General features: G+C 33.4%; 13 protein-coding genes, 1 tRNA gene and 2 other annotated features. Of the genes, 5 read left to right on the top strand and 9 right to left on the bottom strand.

The genetic code is table 11. The annotated features are described in order from the left end of the window. Window positions 1–421 precede the first annotated feature (421 nt). Genes JK636_RS15340 through JK636_RS15330 form a run of 3 tightly spaced genes read right to left on the bottom strand, consistent with a single transcriptional unit; the run spans window position 422 to window position 2,615 of the window. Window positions 422–1,150, bottom strand: a complete 729-nt coding sequence (locus JK636_RS15340) for an amino acid ABC transporter ATP-binding protein (protein ID WP_202749885.1) — start codon at window positions 1,148–1,150, stop codon at window positions 422–424. After that, window positions 1,147–1,800 (bottom strand): amino acid ABC transporter permease, encoded by a 654-nt coding sequence (locus JK636_RS15335; protein WP_202749884.1) that lies wholly within the window; start codon window positions 1,798–1,800, stop codon window positions 1,147–1,149. The genes JK636_RS15340 and JK636_RS15335 overlap by 4 nt, the downstream gene beginning before the upstream one ends. Before the next feature lie 29 nt (window positions 1,801–1,829). Then, window positions 1,830–2,615, bottom strand: a complete 786-nt coding sequence (locus JK636_RS15330) for a transporter substrate-binding domain-containing protein (RefSeq protein WP_202749883.1) — start codon at window positions 2,613–2,615, stop codon at window positions 1,830–1,832. A 244-nt stretch (window positions 2,616–2,859) separates the two neighbouring features. On the opposite strand from JK636_RS15330, the gene JK636_RS15325 reads away from it, so the two are divergent. After that, on the top strand, window positions 2,860–4,284 hold the full coding sequence (locus tag JK636_RS15325; protein WP_202749882.1) for a branched-chain amino acid transporter BcaP: 1,425 nt from the start codon (window positions 2,860–2,862) through the stop codon (window positions 4,282–4,284). Window positions 4,285–4,464: 180 nt separating this feature from the next. Next, a complete protein-coding gene (locus JK636_RS15320) occupies window positions 4,465–5,445 on the top strand; it encodes an HD-GYP domain-containing protein (RefSeq protein WP_202749881.1) in 981 nt (326 codons plus the stop codon). A 55-nt stretch (window positions 5,446–5,500) separates the two neighbouring features. Here the strand turns inward: JK636_RS15320 and murD are convergent, their stop codons facing one another. Together murD and JK636_RS15310 are read right to left on the bottom strand one after the other, a co-directional pair. Then, window positions 5,501–6,880, bottom strand: coding sequence for a UDP-N-acetylmuramoyl-L-alanine--D-glutamate ligase (gene murD / locus JK636_RS15315; RefSeq protein ID WP_202749880.1), 1,380 nt, complete (start codon window positions 6,878–6,880; stop codon window positions 5,501–5,503). A 1,027-nt stretch (window positions 6,881–7,907) separates the two neighbouring features. Then, window positions 7,908–9,299: a glycine--tRNA ligase gene (locus JK636_RS15310; protein WP_202749879.1), complete on the bottom strand. Its 1,392-nt coding sequence runs from the start codon at window positions 9,297–9,299 to the stop codon at window positions 7,908–7,910. A gap of 51 nt (window positions 9,300–9,350) precedes the next feature. Further along, window positions 9,351–9,521: a binding site (T-box leader), on the bottom strand. A 175-nt stretch (window positions 9,522–9,696) separates the two neighbouring features. Here JK636_RS15310 and ytaF point away from each other — a divergent pair. Further along, complete coding sequence (gene ytaF / locus JK636_RS15305) at window positions 9,697–10,281, top strand: sporulation membrane protein YtaF (RefSeq protein ID WP_202749878.1); 585 nt, start codon at window positions 9,697–9,699, stop codon at window positions 10,279–10,281. A 54-nt stretch (window positions 10,282–10,335) separates the two neighbouring features. Here the strand turns inward: ytaF and JK636_RS15300 are convergent, their stop codons facing one another. Together JK636_RS15300 and JK636_RS15295 are read right to left on the bottom strand one after the other, a co-directional pair. After that, entirely contained in the window at window positions 10,336–10,956 is a 621-nt protein-coding gene (locus JK636_RS15300; RefSeq protein WP_202749877.1) for a nitroreductase family protein, read from the bottom strand. Between the two features lie 378 nt (window positions 10,957–11,334). Continuing rightward, a tRNA-Asn gene (locus JK636_RS15295) sits at window positions 11,335–11,409 on the bottom strand. Window positions 11,410–11,577: 168 nt separating this feature from the next. Here JK636_RS15295 and JK636_RS15290 point away from each other — a divergent pair. Then, window positions 11,578–12,348 carry a histidinol phosphate phosphatase gene (locus JK636_RS15290; RefSeq protein ID WP_202749893.1) on the top strand — a complete coding sequence of 257 codons (771 nt, stop codon included), beginning with the start codon at window positions 11,578–11,580 and terminating at the stop codon, window positions 12,346–12,348. Window positions 12,349–12,679: 331 nt separating this feature from the next. On the opposite strand, the gene JK636_RS15285 is transcribed toward JK636_RS15290, so the two are convergent. Next, window positions 12,680–13,633 carry a metallophosphoesterase family protein gene (locus tag JK636_RS15285; protein WP_243428239.1) on the bottom strand — a complete coding sequence of 318 codons (954 nt, stop codon included), beginning with the start codon at window positions 13,631–13,633 and terminating at the stop codon, window positions 12,680–12,682. Between the two features lie 158 nt (window positions 13,634–13,791). Beyond that, window positions 13,792–14,048, top strand: a binding site (T-box leader). A 186-nt stretch (window positions 14,049–14,234) separates the two neighbouring features. On the opposite strand from JK636_RS15285, the gene gltX reads away from it, so the two are divergent. Next, the gene (gltX, locus tag JK636_RS15280; RefSeq protein WP_202749876.1) at window positions 14,235–15,872 is read left to right on the top strand and encodes a glutamate--tRNA ligase; all 1,638 of its coding nucleotides are present in this window, start codon (window positions 14,235–14,237) and stop codon (window positions 15,870–15,872) included. Window positions 15,873–16,033: 161 nt separating this feature from the next. Here gltX and JK636_RS15275 read toward each other — a convergent pair whose 3' ends face one another. Continuing rightward, window positions 16,034–18,955, bottom strand: a complete 2,922-nt coding sequence (locus JK636_RS15275) for an LPXTG cell wall anchor domain-containing protein (protein WP_202749875.1) — start codon at window positions 18,953–18,955, stop codon at window positions 16,034–16,036. Window positions 18,956–19,067 lie beyond the last annotated feature (112 nt).

The following is a 19,067-nucleotide window of genomic DNA, read 5'->3' as shown; positions in this document are numbered from 1 at the left end:
GCTGGTCATGTTCCTGGATAACTTATACTCGCTGATTTCCATCAGCTAAGTTATCCGTTAAAGTCCATTTAGGACTTTAACCCTTAATTTCTCTGTTTAATTTTCAAAGACCAATTGCTTCGCCGTCATCTGACAGCTTTTATATCTTATCATTTCACAGCCTTATTGTCAACAACTTTTTTATTGGTAATTTTACTCATTATCAAGCTTTGCTGCATTACTATAAGATAACCATGTAATAATATAAATATCCATCGCTTCAAGCGACGCTATTCATATTATCACATTTATTAATATATACTATTTAAAAACATCTCATAATCCCAAATTAAATTTATATTTCTTTAAATTCCTCCTATATGATTAAAATTTCTCTATATGATACACCAGGTAAAGATGTTACTTCATATATGCTGAATTTTTATAAAACCTTACTTAAAAAATCTTTTGTTCGCTCATTAGATGGATTTGTAAATATGGCCTCAGGGATCCCCTCTTCAACAATAATTCCAGAATCCATAAACATAACTCTATCTGCAACCTCTTTAGCAAATCCCATTTCATGCGTCACCACAACCATAGTCATTCCCTCAACCGCTAAACTCTTCATGACTTGCAGCACTTCACCAACCATTTCAGGATCTAAAGCTGAAGTAGGCTCATCAAACAGCATAATCTCAGGTTCCATAGCAAGTGCCCTTGCTATGGCCACTCTTTGTTTCTGCCCCCCTGATAATTTGTCAGGATACATTAACGCCTTCTCTTTAAGTCCAACCTGTTCGAGAAGCTTCATTGCTTTTTCTTCAGATGACTTCACATCTGCTTTCTTAACAGCTAAAGGTGCTAGAGTTATATTGTTTATAACATTTAGATTAGGAAATAGATTAAAAGCTTGAAAAACCATACCTAACTTTTCTCTAAGCTTGTTAGTATTTATATTCTTATCATATAAGCTTTGCTCGTCTACGCTTATAAAACCTTCACTAATTTCTTCCAACCTATTTAAGCATCTAAGCAAAGTACTTTTACCAGACCCCGAAGGGCCAATCAAACATACAACTTCACCCTTATCTATAGTTAAATCTATTCCTTTTAAAACTTCAGTTCCAGCGAAACTTTTTCTCACTCCTTTAACTTGTATTAAACTCATAACCTAAGTCTCCTTTCTAAAAATCTTGAGAAATAACTTAAAACCATAATAAGAATAAAGTATAATAACCCGACCATAGCCCAAGTTTCTAAAGCTCTATAATTAGAAGCAATTATTATTTCCCCGCTTTGTGTTAATTCTCTTATACCAATAACTGATAAAATCGAAGTATCCTTTAATGATATAATAAATTGATTAATAAATGCAGGAATCATCTTTCTTACAGCTTGAGGAAGTATCACCTTCTGCATAGCTTTACTATATGATAGGCCCAGACTTCTGGCAGCTTCCATTTGTCCTTTATCTACAGCCATAATTCCAGCTCTAAATATCTCCACTAAATAAGCTCCTGCATTTATACTTATAGCTATAATACCAGCAGTTACAGCATGCATCTTAATGCCAAAAGCGCTTGATATACCAAAATAGATAAAAAATGCTTGAACAATAAGAGGTGTACCTCTTATGATGTCTACATATATTATAGACAAAGCTTTTAAAAACTTAGATTTACCGATAGACATAAGTCCAAATATTAAGCCCAAGACAACTGCTATAACAAGTGAAATTGAAGCTACTTTCAAAGTGACAAGTAATCCAGAAATCAAACTTGGCAAACTTTCCTTAAATAAAGCTATAATATCCCACATCCCTTTCAGCCTCCTATTTTAGTCACTAACTACTTCTTTATATATTTACTTATAATTTTGTCATATTCTCCATTTGTTTTAATCTTTTTAAATCCGTCATTAAACATATCTAGAAGTTCTTTGTTACTATCCTTCTTTACTGCAAACCCATAATCAGTTTTTGTTATCTTATCACCAGCAACAGCAAGACCGCTATTTGGATCTACTGAAATCATGTATGCAATTACCGGATAATCTTCAAAGGTAACATCAGCATTACCATTCTTGACTTCTTGGAACATAGACGGCGTATCATTAAAGTATTTTATTTCTGCTGATAACTTTTCTTTATTATCTTCTGCATATTTTGCGCCAGCTGTTCCTTTTTTCACAGCGAATATCTTATTATTTAAATCATTCAAGGATTTAACCTTATCATTACCTTTCTTAATAACAGCAGATAAACCCGATTCATAATATCCATCAGAAAAATCAAGAATCTTCTTTCTATCATCAGTTATATTTATGCCTGCGATAGCACCATCTATTTGATTAGATTGAAGAGCTGGAATTATACCTTTAAAATCCATAGGACTCAATTCATATTGAAAACCTTCAAGTTTAGCTATTGAATCCAAAATATCTAAATCTATACCTACATATTTGTTATCTTTTTGAAACTCAAAGGGTGCATATGTTGCATCAGTTGCAATAATATATTTCTTACCTGACTTATTACTGCTTTTAGAAGCCTCTGCATTAGCCTGACTTGAACACCCACTTAGTAAACCTACTAAAACCATCGAAACAACCATACCTGCTAATACCTTTTTCATACTTAACTTCTCCTTTTTAATGAATTTTCTATAAACATACTATCAAAAATTTTTGCAAGTTGTCAATTAAATATTATTCATTTTTTAAAATATTGAATTATATTTTTTGTCGAATTTCATAAGGAAAGCGTTTTCATCTCTTTCTAGTTAATTATTTATCTGTTTTTAGCCCTCGTATACGAGTTGTTACAACTCCATTTTGCTGATATTATCTAATAAACACTTAAAAAAGGAGGCGTCAACAATGAAGAACAATATCTTCAGATTAAAACCTATAAGGGATTTATTGCAAGATAACAGCGAAGGAAAATCATTAAACAAAGTATTAGGTGCATTTGAATTAACCATGCTTGGTGTAGGAGCGATAATCGGCACCGGTATCTTTGTATTGACAGGCGTAGCGGCAGCTAATTATTCAGGACCCGCACTTATATTATCTTTTATTATTTCAGGTCTTGCTTGTGCCTTTACCGGTCTTTGTTACGCCGAATTTGCGGCGATGGTCCCAGTGGCAGGAAGCGCTTATACTTATGGCTATGCAGCACTTGGGGAAATATGGGCATGGATTATAGGATGGGACTTAATTTTAGAGTATGCTGTAGCAATAGCTGCAGTGGCTATTGGATGGTCCGGATATATAGTTAATCTTTTAGAAGCTGTTGGAATTCATCTTCCTAAAGCACTAATAAATGCTCCAGGGATAAACGGTGGAGTAGTTAATCTCCCTGCTATGCTCATAATAGGAGTAATAACTTCTTTATTAATAATAGGAGTTAGGGAAAGTGCAAAAGTAAATAACATTATGGTAGGAATCAAACTCCTCGTAGTAGTATTATTTATCATATTAGGGGTAAGCCATGTAAAACCTTCTAACTGGACACCTTTTATGCCCTACGGCTGGAAGGGAGTATTCCAAGGGGCTTCAATAATTTTCTTTGCTTATATTGGGTTTGATGCAGTATCAACAGCTGCAGAAGAAGTTAAAAATCCTCAAAAGGACTTGCCTAGAGGAATAATTTGGTCCTTAATTATTTGTACAGTTTTATATATTATTGTATCAGCAATACTAACAGGAATGGTTCCTTACCTTCAGTTTAAAGAAACCTCAGCACCGGTTGCATTTGCACTTCAACAAATAGGAATAAACTGGGGATCTGCACTAGTTTCTGTAGGTGCAGTTTGTGGAATAACTTCAGTATTATTAGTTATGATGTTTGGACAAACAAGAGTCTTCTTTGCAATGTCTAGAGACGGTCTTCTTCCAAAGGCATTTGGTGAAGTTCATCCTAAGTTTAAAACTCCAGTGAAAAGCACTATATTAGTTGGAATTGTAACAGCTTTAATGGCGGGTTTTACACCAATAGGAATCGTTGCAGAGTTAACCAATATTGGCACTTTAGCCGCATTTATTATAGTTTCTGCAGCTGTAATAGTACTTCGCAGGAAACAACCTGATCTTCACAGAAGCTTTAAGTGCCCATTTGTACCAGTAGTTCCTTCACTCGCTATTATCTTCTGTGGATATTTAATATACTCTCTGCCTCGTATAACACAATATAGATTTATAGCTTGGCTATTAATTGGTCTAGTAGTATATTTCTTATACGGAATAAAAAACAGTGCACTAAGTGAAAAGAAAGAAACTATTCAAGAAGAATATGCAAGTTAAATTAAAAAGTATCCCTTAAAAAAAGGGATACTTTTCATGTATATTATCCATATATAAATTATCGATACTTTTGCCAAGTAGCCAATAACTCCCTCTTTTCATTTTCGACACAAATATACATATATCGAATAATTTATGCTATAATAATTTAATATAGTAACGTGTCGGAGGTATTATAAAATGAAATTAGTTATTGTTAGCGATAAAATATTAAACGAAGTATTGGCAAGTCCAATTTACACTGAAACCGAAATAATGTTTTTAAACAAAGGTAACAGACTTACTGAAAACGCTATTAAAAGACTAAAAAAAATGAGCATAACTAGTATTTATATAGAGGATGGCAATGATGAAATGTCTCTTCAAGAGGTTTTACCTACAGCAAACAAATTATCTGCTCTTAAGATAATGAAGGAATTACTAGAAGAAATAAAAAGCAAAAATTATGTGGACGATAAAAAAGTTTATGATATTATTAAAGAAATTTTACAAAACATAAATTTGTCTGAGAATGCAGTTCTATTAAATAACCTTGCACCAAATGATGATTTATCAAAACTAGGGGTACACTCTATTGACATTACTATTTTAGCAGCTATGGTTGGCAATCGTAAAAAGTACGATGAAAAAAAACTATTAAACTTAACAGTCAGTGCTTTACTTCATGACATAGGAAAACTTTTTACTTCTAAGAATAATCATGTTGATACTGCCTATAATTTAGTAAAAAAAAATGTAGTATTTGGAGCTACAATTTATGTATCAATACGCCAATTATATGAAAGAGAAGATGGACAAGGTCCTCTTGGATTAATCGGCGAAAACATCTATGAATTTGCCAAAATAATAAACATATGCAATGAATACTTAGAAATTATCAACAACGAAAAAGGTATTTTACCTCATATGGCAATCGAAAAAATTGCAGCGGAGGGTGCTGCTAGATTTAGCGCTGATATTTATAGGGATTTTGTTCAATCAATTTACTGCTATCCTAACGGATTGCCAGTGAAATTAAGCAATAATTTATATGGTATAGTGATAATGCAAAACAAAGACAACCCAACAAGACCAATAATAGCTGTTAGACAAGATAATAACTATAATTTTTGTAATTTACAAGAAAAGTTAACTTTATTTATTTCTGATGTCATTCTCTAAGAAGCACACTTACAAAATAAGCTGCCTTGCGTTGTTGCAGGCAGCTTATTTTATATTACTTTAAATTATTAACTATTTTTTTAAATTCATTTCCCCTAACTTCAAAGTTTACAAACATATCAAAGCTTGCACAGGCCGGAGCGAGTATAACAACATCCCCTTTTTCAGAAGCATCTGTTGATTTTATTACAGCTTCCTCAAGCGTATCAGCAGTTATTATTGGCAAGTTTAGATTTTTCTCATCTATTATCTTCTCAAAGGCATTTCTGATCTTCTCTTTAGTAGCACCAAGTAAAACTAACTTTTTAATATAAGGATATCCTTCTTCAGCCAAAGGTTCAAAAGGAATTTTCTTATCATATCCGCCAGCAATTAAAATGACAGGTTTCCCAAAAACCTTAATATCTGCAAGTGTTCTTGATGGGCTTGAAGCAATAGAACTATTATAATATTTAATCCCTTCAAGTTCTCTGACGAACTCAATCCTATGTTCTACTCCTTTAAAAGTAGTAGCAACCTTTTTCATACTTTCGATGCTTGCATCTTCACTTAATGCACAGAAAGAAGCAAGATAATTTTCTACATTATGCATTCCTACAATAACTATATCTTCTGCCTTGCAAACTTCCTTACCTAAAAGATACAAGCTTTCATCCTTATAATAGGCTCCATTTTCTATAGTTTCTTTAATGCTAAATTGAAGGACTCTTCCTTTTGCTTCATTTACCATTGAATTAGTTATTTCATTATCTCTATTTAAAACTAAAACTCCATCATTATCTTGATATTTATATATGTTTTTCTTAGAATCAACATACTCTTCCATATCCTTATGCATATCGAGATGATTAGGACTTAAGTTCGTAACTATAGAAACCTCTGGGGATACTTTCATTGTCATAAGCTGAAAACTTGAAAGCTCAAGAACAACCCTATCAGTTTCTTGTATTTCTTCAATTTGAGCAAAGAGAGGAGTTCCTATGTTTCCGCCAACCCAGGTCTTATAACCTTCTTCTTTCAATATATTATAAATCAGACTGGTAGTTGTAGTTTTCCCATCGCTTCCAGTTACCCCGAAAACCTTAGCAGGACAATATTTAACGAACTCCTCCATCTCAGAAGTAATATAAGCTCCTTCTTCTTTTGCTTTAACTAAAAAGGGACTATCTATTCTCATTGATGGCGTTTTAAATATAACCTCAAACCCTATTAAATTATCTAAGTAATTATCTCCAAGAACAAGCTTAACACCTTTAGATTTAAACTCTTCAGCTATCTCTCCAAGCTGCTCTTCATTTTTTTTATCAAAAGCACTTACTCTTGCCCCTAGTTCTAATAAAAAGCGTATCAGCGGTATATTGCTGACTCCTATTCCAACAACTGCTGTATTCTTTCCTTTTATAAATTCTTTAAATTCTTCAAAATCTTTTTTCATGAAAAATTCTCCTTTATTAAAGCATTATATGTACTCAATATTATCCAAAATATTATCTTTAAAATCCTTCTATAATTATACCACTTTTACAGCAATTTCTACAAACTTAACGCATATAAATAGAAGGGATCAATTTAAGGTGTGGTGATTATGGCTTTAATAACATTAATTCTAAGTTCCCTGCTTGTACTTATTCCGTTTATAAAAAAGCACGAAAAAGAGGAGTATTTCTTGATAAAACTCTTAGGACTTTGGATTCTATGTCAAGTATACATAACAATAAACGACAATTTTCGTCTCCCACTAGGTATTATATGTGCTGTACCAATTGTTTATAAAAGTAAAATTAACAGAAACTCAAGGTTTATAACATTAATCACAGGTATAATTAGCCTAATATGCAGCTCACTTGTATATCTAATTTCCATGAATTAAATTGAATATTGTCGAAATTGTGCGAATTTATTTAAAATAAAAACTTTTAATTTTAGTATTGTAAAGCATGAATATAGTGTGCTATACTACTCTTGTGCCGTAAGGAAACATTAATATAATTCCCCATATTTTAATAAGATATAATATATCCCCATGATAAACCCCATTTTATTACCGAACACCCCCATGTTCGGTAATTTTTTTATCTAAAATTATTCATTTCAATAATTTCAACTTAGCCTCTTTAATTAAATTAACTTAGCACTTCTCAGGAGAGAACTTTGTCGAATTCACCTATTATACAAATTTATTCTACTGCAGGTATAACAACTGACTTAGCCTCCGTATGATTTGAAGGCTTTATAGACATCAAATCAATAAAAATAATAGTATCCACTTATTAAGAAAAACTGGCATGATCAGCTTTTACAATAATTATTTAAAATTATTAAATTTCTATTCAAAAATAATTAGTGATAACAGTATAGTGTTACCTGACAGCTTTACTACAAAAGTTAATGCAGTCCAATTGCAATGTATGCATAAAATAAAAGGCTATATATGAATCTTTGCCCATATACAGCCTTTTAAACTAAAACTCTAATTTTTCTTCAATAAACTTTTCTAATTCATCAATATTTAATCTAACCTGCTGCATAGTATCTCTATCTCTTACAGTAACAGTATTATCTTCTAAAGTATCAAAATCTATAGTTATGCAGTAAGGCGTACCTATCTCGTCCTGTCTTCTATATCTCTTGCCTATACTTCCTGCTTCATCATATTCTACATTAAACTTCTTTCTTAACTTATCATAAACTTCATTTGATTTTTCCGAAAGTTTCTTGCTTAATGGAAGTATTGCTGCTTTAAATGGTGCAAGTGCAGGATGGAAATGAAGTACATTTCTAACATCACCATCTTCAAGAGTTTCTTCATCATAGGCATCACATAATAATGCAAGTGTAACTCTGTCTGCACCAAGAGATGGTTCTATACAGTACGGAACATATTTTTCATTTGTTGTTGGATCAAGATAGCTCATATCTTCTCCTGAATGTTCAGCATGCTTCTTAAGGTCATAGTCTGTTCTATCAGCTATTCCCCAAAGCTCACCCCATCCAAATGGGAATAAGAATTCTATATCAGAAGTAGCATTGCTGTAGAAGGACAATTCCTCTTTAGCATGATCTCTCATTCTTAAATTATCTTTATTAACACCAAGATTTAAAAGGAAGTTCCAGCAGTAGCTTCTCCAATAATCAAACCATTCTAAATCTGTTCCAGGCCTTACGAAGAATTCAAGCTCCATCTGTTCAAACTCTCTTGTTCTAAATATGAAATTACCTGGAGTTATCTCATTTCTGAAAGATTTTCCTATTTGAGCTATACCAAAAGGAACCTTCTTTCTTGAAGTTCTTTGAACATTTTTAAAGTTAACAAATATACCTTGCGCTGTTTCAGGTCTTAAATACACCTCTGACTTTGAGTCTTCTGTAATACCCATAAAGGTTTTAAACATAAGATTGAACTTTCTTATATCTGTAAAATTCTTCTTGCCACATTTCGGACAAACTATATTATGCTCTTCAATATATCCTTTAAGCTGTTCATTGCTCCAGCCATCTGCGCTGGCAACTTCCGCTCCCTGCTCTGTCATATGATCTTCAACTAATTTATCTGCTCTAAATCTGGACTTGCAGTCCTTACAGTCCATTAATGGATCTGAGAAACCTCCAACGTGTCCTGAAGCAACCCAAACTTGGCTGTTCATAAGTATTGCTGTATCAACTCCAACATTATATGCACTTTCTTGAACAAACTTTCTCCACCAAGCTTTTTTAACATTATTCTTAAACTCTACTCCAAGAGGACCAAAATCCCATGCATTTGCAAGTCCGCCGTATATTTCCGACCCAGCAAATACAAATCCTCTGTTTTTAGCAAGTGCCACTATCTTATCCATAGTCTTTTCAACTGCCATTTTACCTACCTCCAATATTTAATTTTTTGTAATAAAAAAAGACTCCTTACCATAAGGGACGAAATTTAAAAATTCCGCGGTTCCACCCTTGTTGGCAAAAGCCCTGCTTTAACAACTTATGCACTCAAAAGCTCCCTTCATAATACTCGCCTGACTGTTTGCACCAAACACAGTCTCTCTTTAAAGCTACTATTATTACTCTTCTTTTTTCATCGTGTAATATTTATTTGATATATATTATTCTAACATATTAGAAAGTGTTGTCAATAATATCATATTATTAGCAATAATATTAATTTTATACTATGCTTCCAAGAAAGCTTATAGAATGTGTCACCAAATTATACTATCTTGAATATCCTATAAACATAGCATTTTTCAAGATAGGAGACTTCTTATGCATATTTTATCCTCTTTCTTATTTGCATTTTCTGCAAACATTGATAATCTTGCTGTAGGCATTGCTTACGGGATTAAAAATCTTAAAATAAACATACTAAAATCAGCTATTGTGGCCTTTATGTCCTGCTTAGGCACCTTTGGAGCTATGATGTTTGGAAAGGCTATCTACCACCTTGTTCCAAAGCATCTTACTAACTCACTCGGAAGCATAGTCTTGATTTGTTTAGGCTTATGGAGCCTATATGAAGCCTTTAAAACTAATAATAAGAACTCTTACGAACAAATAATGGATGATCCTGAGAAAATTGATAAAGATAAATCAGGAATAATCGATACAAGAGAAGCTCTTGTATTAGGACTTGCCTTAGCAGTGAATAATATAGGAATGGGTATCGGAGCAAGTATTACAGGTATAAACCTATGGATAACTTCACTACTAACATTTATATTTAGCTTTGTCTTTATACCACTAGGAATATTTTTAGGGCAAAAATATTTTTCAAATCTTATAGGCAAATTTGCCTCCATATTGTCAGGCATTATAATAATCTGCCTAGCAATTTATGAATTATTTATATAAACCAAACAGCGCTGCTTTTATAAGAGCAGCGCTGTTAAGATAGTTATCTAAATATTATATTTCCTTTAACAATACATCTTCCATACTTAATCTTGGTCTTTGCTTTGGAGCTTGATCAGGGTATCCAACTGGTATTAATGCAACAACATCATATCTTTCATCTAAGTTTAATAGACTTTTTACCTTTTCTTTATCGAACATCATAACCCAGCAGCTTCCAAGACCTAAATCAACTGCTCTTAAAGTTATGTGATCTATAGCTATGGCTGCATTTAAATTCAAGTATGCTCTTAAAGTAGCTTCATCCATTGACTTTCTTCTTTTGTTATAAGCATCTGCATCTTCATTCTTAGTATTATTAAGAGGAGTATCTGCAAAAGCATTAGCTTCCATAAGTTCTCTTGATCTTATCTCAGTTGTAGCTACTACACCTGCATCTGTACATACTGCAATTACAGCTGGTGCTTGTGATACAAAAGGAAGAGGTGTACATTCTTTTAATTTCGCTCTAGCTTCCTCAGATTTTATTACAACATAACGCGTAGGTTGAAGATTTGATCCTGATGGTGCTATTCTTCCTGCTTCTAATAACTCATTAATATAATTTTCAGGAATAGGCTCTGATTTAAACTTTCTTATACTTCTTCTTGATTCAATCGCTTGTAATAATTCCATAAAACATTCTCCTTTGTCATTCGGTATAATAAGGCATACAACTTACTAAATGTATCTTACTATATTTTGTTTAGATTATATTAATAGTTTATCATAAATATATTATATTCACTATGTAACGATTAACCAAAAATAATTGCTTCAATAGTGCATTATGTACAATTAAAGTTTGGTATTCATATTCTTTTACTTTATATCGAATATTAGTAATCAAAAGTATATAAGACCATCATACGAGAAGATAAGCAGCTATCTATATAAGAAGTTATCTAGTTAAGAAGTTAAAACAGGGACACTCTAGATAGAGCATCCCTGTTTTAACTCAAAAAATAAAAAAAGCGCTTTCGCACCAATAGTTCGTTAATTATTTGAGTAAATTGGCTCCGTGGAGAGGACTCGAACCTCCAACCCTTCGGTTAACAGCCGAATGCTCCGCCATTGAGCTACCACGGAATGTTTACTACATTTGTTATTATAGCATAGGATGGAAATATTGCAATAGTTTTTTATAAAATTTTTTAAGAATATATTTTTTTGTTTTGATATAATAGATATATATAATGTATTAGAACTTTTGCATTATATATACAAAATATTTTTTAAAGTAAGGTGATTATTATGATTATATTTGACAGTCATTTACATACTAAATTCTCTACTGATTCTAAAATGGACATAGAGGATGCTGTAAAAAAGGCTAAAGAACTAAACATAGGACTTATAATAACTGAGCATATGGATTTAAAGTATCCAATCAAGGGCAATTTTATCTTTAACCCTGAAGACTACTTTAACGAATATAACAAATATAGAAACAGCAATACCCTCTTAGGAATTGAACTGGGTATGAGAAGCGATTGTGTAGAAGAGAACAGACAGATTATTGAAAGTTTCCCTTTTGATTATGTCATTGGATCAATACACTTAGTAGACACTATTGATATATTTAGAGAAGATTTTTATGCGGGCAGAACCAAAAAAGAAACTTATGAACAGTATCTTACCTGCATGCTTGAATGCCTTAAATCTCATAACTTTATAGACAGCCTAGGCCATATTGACTATATTACAAGATACGCTCGTTATGAAGATAAGGAGATTTATTACGATGATTTCTCCGAGTATATTGATGAAGTATTAAAAACTGCTGTTGTTTCCAATATTCCCTTAGAAATAAATACTAGAAGATTAAGGTATAAGGTTGCTGCTGATAGTCTGCTTAAAATTTACAGAAGGTTTTATGAGGTTGGCGGAAGACAGGTAACTATTGGCTCCGATGCACACAATGCTGCTGCTATTGGAAATAATATTAATATAGCACTAGAAATCGCTGACAGATGTAATTTAAAGCCTGTGTATTTTAAGGAAAGAAAAATGGAATACATGAAATAAAATAGAGGCTGTCTCAGAACAACTAAACTTAGCGTGTTATTTGAATACGTAGAAGCATTTGAACAAGCAGTAATAAGACTTTAAATAAAAAATTTATAAAGCCGTTAAGAATCCTATATTGTTTGAACGAAGAGAGATGAAAAGTCTAAATGACTTTTCATGGGCACCTTAGGCTGTGGCAACAGCCTGCTCTTTAGTTGCCCCGTGTCAGGATTTAGGATTTATAAATTTTTTAATTATTAGTCTTATCTGCGAAGTGAAAGCTTCCTAGAATTCAAATACCACGTAGTAGGTTTAAGTTGTTTTGAGACAGCCACACTTTTATAAAAACTTATTTAGTATTTACTATCTCTTTAGAAAAAACCCAAGTCTTATTATTAAAGTCCCTGCCCTTTATATAAACTTTATTGTCTATAACTTCAACATATATCCCATAATTATCATCAGTTCTCTCCCTTGCACCATTGCTCCCAATCTTTAAAGTATAATGCACAGCACCGGTATGAACCATTGTAAAAGGCTGATTCAAAGTTACATTAGTAGTTTCAAGTGACGCATGTGTATGCGATGTAAATAATATAGCCTCTGGATACTGTGCCAAAATTTTTCGTATATCTTCTGCCTGATCAGTTCCAACCCAGCCTTTACTAGCATTTGAATTTAAATTTTGATGAAGAAATACAAATATTGGCCTTCCTTTTTCGTAATCCTTTGCTATAGTTTCTTTAAACCACGCAAGTTGTTCCTTTGATATATAAGCCTTCACTGAATTAAAATCTTTTGTATTTCCATTTTCTGAGCCTAAAGATATAAAATGAAACCCCTTAATCCATTTATCATGATAAACCTTCTCTTCTCCGGCAAACTGAAGATATCTTCCTATAAAGTCCTTAACATCTTCAGCTGTATTATATTCTTTTTTATAATCAAAAAACTCGTGATTTCCTATATTTTTTATTATTGTTTTTGGGAGTATTGAGCTGTTTTTGCTTAGAAGTTTTTTCATTGAATCATATTGACTAGGAAGTCCTTGATCTACTGCATCTCCATTTAGAACAAGCGCATCCATATTCGGTCTTACCTTATATAAATCATAAATGGCTGTTTGAAATTTTTCTGTATCTTCATGAATATCTCCTAATACAGAAAAGGATATATCTGCTCTAGGCAGTGATGAGGTTTTTACAGTTTCGCTTACTAGAAAATCTGAGCTTCTAGTAAATATTAAAATAGACAAAGCTGAGGCTATAATTGCCGCTGCTAAAAACTTCATTCTTACTTTCATAGTTTATCTAGAACCCCTCTTTATAATTATTAAAATGATTATATCACACAATAAGTTAATACTTGAATTCATATTTTTAAAAATTTTCTTAAAATATAAAATTAAGTATTGACCATATATATCCAAGACTTTATAATTAATACAATAATATATTATTTGTAAATACTTTGAAGAGGAATAGTAGAGAAATTATAAAATTAAAGAGAACCGATGCTGGTGGAAATTCGGTGTTTGCATTTCTTGAAAGAAGCCTTGGAGTATGGGATTGAAAATAATTAAGTAAATCCTACGGTTACCTTGACGTTATTCAAGGAGTGATCTGAAATATCTTGTGCGCAGAGATAATTTCACCTCATCAGAGTGGATGTATTATCAATTTAGGTGGTACCGCGGAAGCAAGTCTTTCGTCCTATTAAGGACGGAGGACTTTTTTTATTTTAACACCCAGATTCCTCATAATAACAAGCATAGCAAACTGCTGGTACCTAAAATTGAAAGATTAGGAGGTAAAAGTGCTAAATGTACTTTTACGGGCAGTTTGCGAGTGGGAACGAGCAGGCTTAAACTGCCCCGTGTTCCGACAAAAAGGAGGAGAAATAATATGAATGAAAATAAACTAATTGCAGATTTACTTTTGCCAGATATAAATACTAGTCCTGATTATTATGAAAATATTTATCCTAAAAGAGACTTGCCAAAAGGAGCTATGGTTACTAGATTTGCACCTAGTCCTACAGGTTTTCTTCATTTAGGTAGTCTTTTTGCTGCATTTATTTATGAAAGGCTTGCACATCAAAGTGGCGGCACATTCTATTTAAGAATAGAGGATACGGATAAAAAGAGAGAAGTTCAAGGCAGCACTTCTGAAATAATCAGAGGACTAAAAACTTATAATATCTCTTTTGATGAAGACGCTGGCTATGGTCCTCATATACAAAGTCAAAGAGAAACTATTTATAAAACCTATGTAAAATTTCTTCTTGAAAAAGGTCTTGCCTACCCATGTTTCTGCACTCTTGAAGAATTAGAAGAGTTAAGAAAACTTCAAGAAGATAAGAAAGTTAATACAGGTTACTATGGGCCTTGGGCAAAACATAGAAATATAACCCTAGAGGAAGTTAAGCAAGATCTAATAGAAGGAAAAAACTATGTAATACGTTTAAAGTCACCTGGAAGTCCAGATAAAAGGATAGTCTTTAACGACCTAATTAAGGGCACAATAGAGATGCCAGAAAATATTCAGGATATTGTAATATTAAAGACAGATGGTCTTCCTACCTACCATTTTGCACATGCTGTAGATGATCATCTTATGCGAACTACACATGTAGTAAGAGGTGAAGAATGGCTTTCTTCTACTCCAATTCATCTTCAACTGTTTGATGTACTAGGCTTTGAGAGACCTAAATATGCTCACATACCTACTCTTATGAAGATGGATGGAACTTCAAAAAGAAAGCTAAGCAAAAGAAAAGATCCTGAATTAGCCTTTAGCTTTTACGAAGAAGAAGGATATCTGCCAAACGCAGTTATAGAATATCTGCTTCATATTATAAATTCAAATTATGAAGATTGGAGAAAAGAAAATCCTTTAAGCCCCTATACGGACTTCAAAATAGATATCAACAAAATAAGCGCTACGGGTGCTATATTCGATCTAAACAAGCTTACAGCAATAAGCAAGGATATAATAGCTTTAATGAAGTCCTCAGATATATATGAGCTGTATTTGAACTGGTGTGAAAGGTATGATACAGAAATGGCTGCTTTTCTAAAGGCTGATTCTAACTACTGTATACAAATTTTTAATATAGAAAGAAACTCTGAAAAACCAAGAAAAGATATAGGCAAATGGTCTGACGTGCGTGAGGATATTTTCTTCTTTTATGATGATTTGTATTACTCAAAGAATGGAGACTATAACTTTCCGAAAGCTTTAAGCAAATATGATATTCAAGAAATTCTAAGCGGCTATATAAATGTATACTGCGAAAGCGATAATAAAGAAACCTGGTTTAATAAACTTAAGGCTTTCGGAGAAACTCTAGGTTACTGCTCTAGTGTTAAAAACTTCAAGAAAAATCCATCTGCCTATAAAGGACACATTGGAGATGTTGCAATGATATTGAGGATCGCACTGACTAAAAAAACAGCTACTCCTGATTTATACGAAATGATTAAAGTATTGGGTACCGAAAGATTAAAGGAAAGATTAAGCTTTGCCAGCAGGCTTATATAAGTAATTATTAAACAGTTAGTTTTTATACATGCGTATCAAATCATTTCTTACCTTTATCATTAGTTCTGTTGTGTCATATGACGTAAAGAATTCCGCCTCTAGACTTTTTAGCCTTTAGGCGGAATCTTTTTACTAAAGTATTATTTTAATAATATTAGGTTTTAGCTTCTTCTAATTTTTCTTTTTAATAGTAAGCTTAATCCAACTATTATGGAAATTAGACCTGCCGCTACCAATACATTAAAATCTACAAAGTTACCTGTTTTAGGAAGGTTTTGTTTAGGCTGAAGATTTTTATCTACTACAAAGTAATCACTGTTGTGATCAATGGAGAAAGTTATATATCCATTTGCATCCACTGTCAGCTTTTCTGCGATTGCTTCAATAGCTTTTGTTTGTGGATTGTAGTAATAAACATAAATATTCTTCAAGTCTTTTCCTGACAGCCATGCGTCTGATAGCTTTACTTTTACTGTAGCTTTTCCAGGTAAAACACCATTCTCTGCAAAGGAAAGAATTAACGCATCAGCTCCATTTATTTTTTCCTTAATAGCTTCTTTATTAGGTGTTGTTGATTGATTAATATCAGCAATATTTACAGAAAGATCTAAATCCTTTGTACTCCCTTTCATATCCTTTCCATCAAATGTCCAGGATATAGTATCATTTGTAAATGTCACCGACTTGTCTTTTCCCTGAATTGCATCTAATATTGATTTTTTAACTTTACTGTTTTCGGCAATGCTTATTTCTGTATTAGATTTATCCGGAGCCTTTGTTATTTTATCTATAGTTTCTTTTATATTTGCATCATGCTTAAGCTCTGTTATCTTTGCTTCACAAGTGGTCAATTTACTTAAGTTAGTTATATTGGCATCATTATTTGCTGCTGTTACCAATACTCTTGCTGCTTTAACAGCTGCTTCATCTGTTAAAGTAATGCTCTCCGGTGCTGAAAGAGCTGTTATTGCATCTATTGCTGCTTTTTCCTTTGCAAGTTGTGCTTGTCTTGCTGACTCCGCCGCTTTAAGTTCTGATATCTTTTGCTCGCAGGCAGTAAGTTTGCTTAGATTAGTTATATTTATATCATTATTTGCTGCCGTTACCAATGCTCTTGCTGCTTTAACAGCTGCTTCATCTGTTAAAGCTATCTTTTCCGGTGCCGGAAGCGCTGCTATGGCATCTATTGCTGCTTTTGCAGTTATTCCTGTGTTTAATTTTAATTCTTCAACAGTACCATGATGTTTTCCATTCAAGTCAGAAAGCCATTTATTAACATTAAACCTATCAATTGAAGCTGCTTTATTGAAATTGCCTGGGCTAGTAACTCTTGTTAAAACAGCTCTGTATATTTTAGAAATTGCGCAACTTTGAACACCATATCCAGCATTTATATCGGTACGGCTTCCGTTTGAAGACCACCAGGTTATAATGTCATCTCTTGTTCCATCGGCAGCATAATGCTTGTACTTTCCTAAGAACATCACCATATGTCCAGCTTCGTCTCCAACCGGATTGTTGTCTTCGCAGCCTATTCCGCTGTTCCAGAATATTTTAAGGAAATCACCAGGCTTAGCTCCATCCCAAGCAGCATAATAATCATCCGCAGATGAGTATTCAGTTTTGTTTCCAATATAATAATTCTCACCAGCGTCTAGTTCATTAACTAAGACACCAAGTCCAGGTCCGTTGGCATTTGCACGCCCCCAACAGCCATAGCCGTCGTCCTCACGAGGAATAACATTGCCTGATTCATCGGTAATGTTTAACGTATACGGTTTCAAGTTAACCCATGCATTCCTTGATATTGTGCTACCATTATCCCATATTGATAAGCTCTTTAGAAGCAGCATATAAATACCTGATGAACAAAAAGAAGGTCTTGCCTGACTCACATCTATTGTTGGCTTGACATCATTAGGTCCAATTTGAAATGCCCTGTCCATACCTTCCCAAGTATTTTGTGTAAATCCGGTTGGGTGCCCACTACCCGTGTAATAACCGCCACCATCTGCAAATAAAGACATTGCCTGAGCCACTGTATCATTCCATTTTTGATCGGCTGACGTTTGATTTGTATCGGTTGGTGCCTGATTAGCTTTTATTCCTGAATTATTTTTTAGTTCGTCAACAGTTCCATGATGCTTTCCATTTAGGCTGTCAAGCCATGTATTTACGTTGAATCTGTCAATTGAAGCTGCTTTATTGAAATTGTTTGGATTAGTAACTCTTGTTAAAACAGCTCTGTATATTTTAGAAATTGCGCAACTTTGAACACCATATCCAGCATTTATATCGGTACGGCTTCCGTTTGAAGACCACCAGGTTATAATGTCATCTCTTGTTCCATCGGCAGCATAATGCTTGTACTTTCCTAAGAACATCACCATATGTCCAGCTTCGTCTCCAACTGGATTGTTGTCTTCGCAGCCTATTCCGCTGTTCCAGAATATTTTAAGGAAATCACCAGGCTTAGCTCCATCCCAAGCAGCATAATAATCATCCGCAGATGAGTATTCAGTTTTGTTTCCAATATAATAATTCTCACCAGCGCCTAGTTCATTAACTAAAACACCAAGTCCAGGTCCATTAGCATTCGCACGTCCCCAGCAGCCATAACCGTCATTTTCACGAGGAATAACATTGCCTGATTCATCGGTAATGTTTAACGTATACGGTTTCAAGTTAACCCATGCATCTTTAGAAATTGTGTTTCGGTCATTGTCCCAAATTGATATGCTCTTTAAAAGCAGCATATAAATACCTGAAGAGCAGAAGGAAGGTCGTGCTTTGCTTACGTCTATTGTCGGTTTTGTATCATTAGGTCCAATTTGAAATGCCCCGTCCATACCTTCCCAAGTATTTTGTGTAAATCCGGTTGGATGCCCACTGCCTGTGTAATAGCCGCCGCCATCTGCAAATAGTGACATTGCTTGAGCAACCGCATCATTCCATGATATTTGTGTATTAGCTTTAGTTAGAGGTTGACTAGCCTTCTGATTTACTATTACCTGTCCGGAAGCAAATACAGTAGTTTGACAAACTAAAATAAGGCAGAAGACAACTACCATAACTTTTTTCATTTCCATTCCCCCTTTGGAATTATTTATATAGTATAATTCGCAGCTATAGAAAACTTAATCTTTAATAGCTCCGCAATATATTTGCAGGAATTCTTTCAGCAATTGTAAAATT

Source organism: Clostridium rhizosphaerae (genome assembly GCF_016765585.1).
GTDB lineage: Bacteria > Bacillota > Clostridia > Clostridiales > Clostridiaceae > Clostridium_AT > Clostridium_AT rhizosphaerae.
Note: the sequence above shows the minus strand (reverse complement) of the source record. Positions and strands in the feature narration are given on the sequence as shown.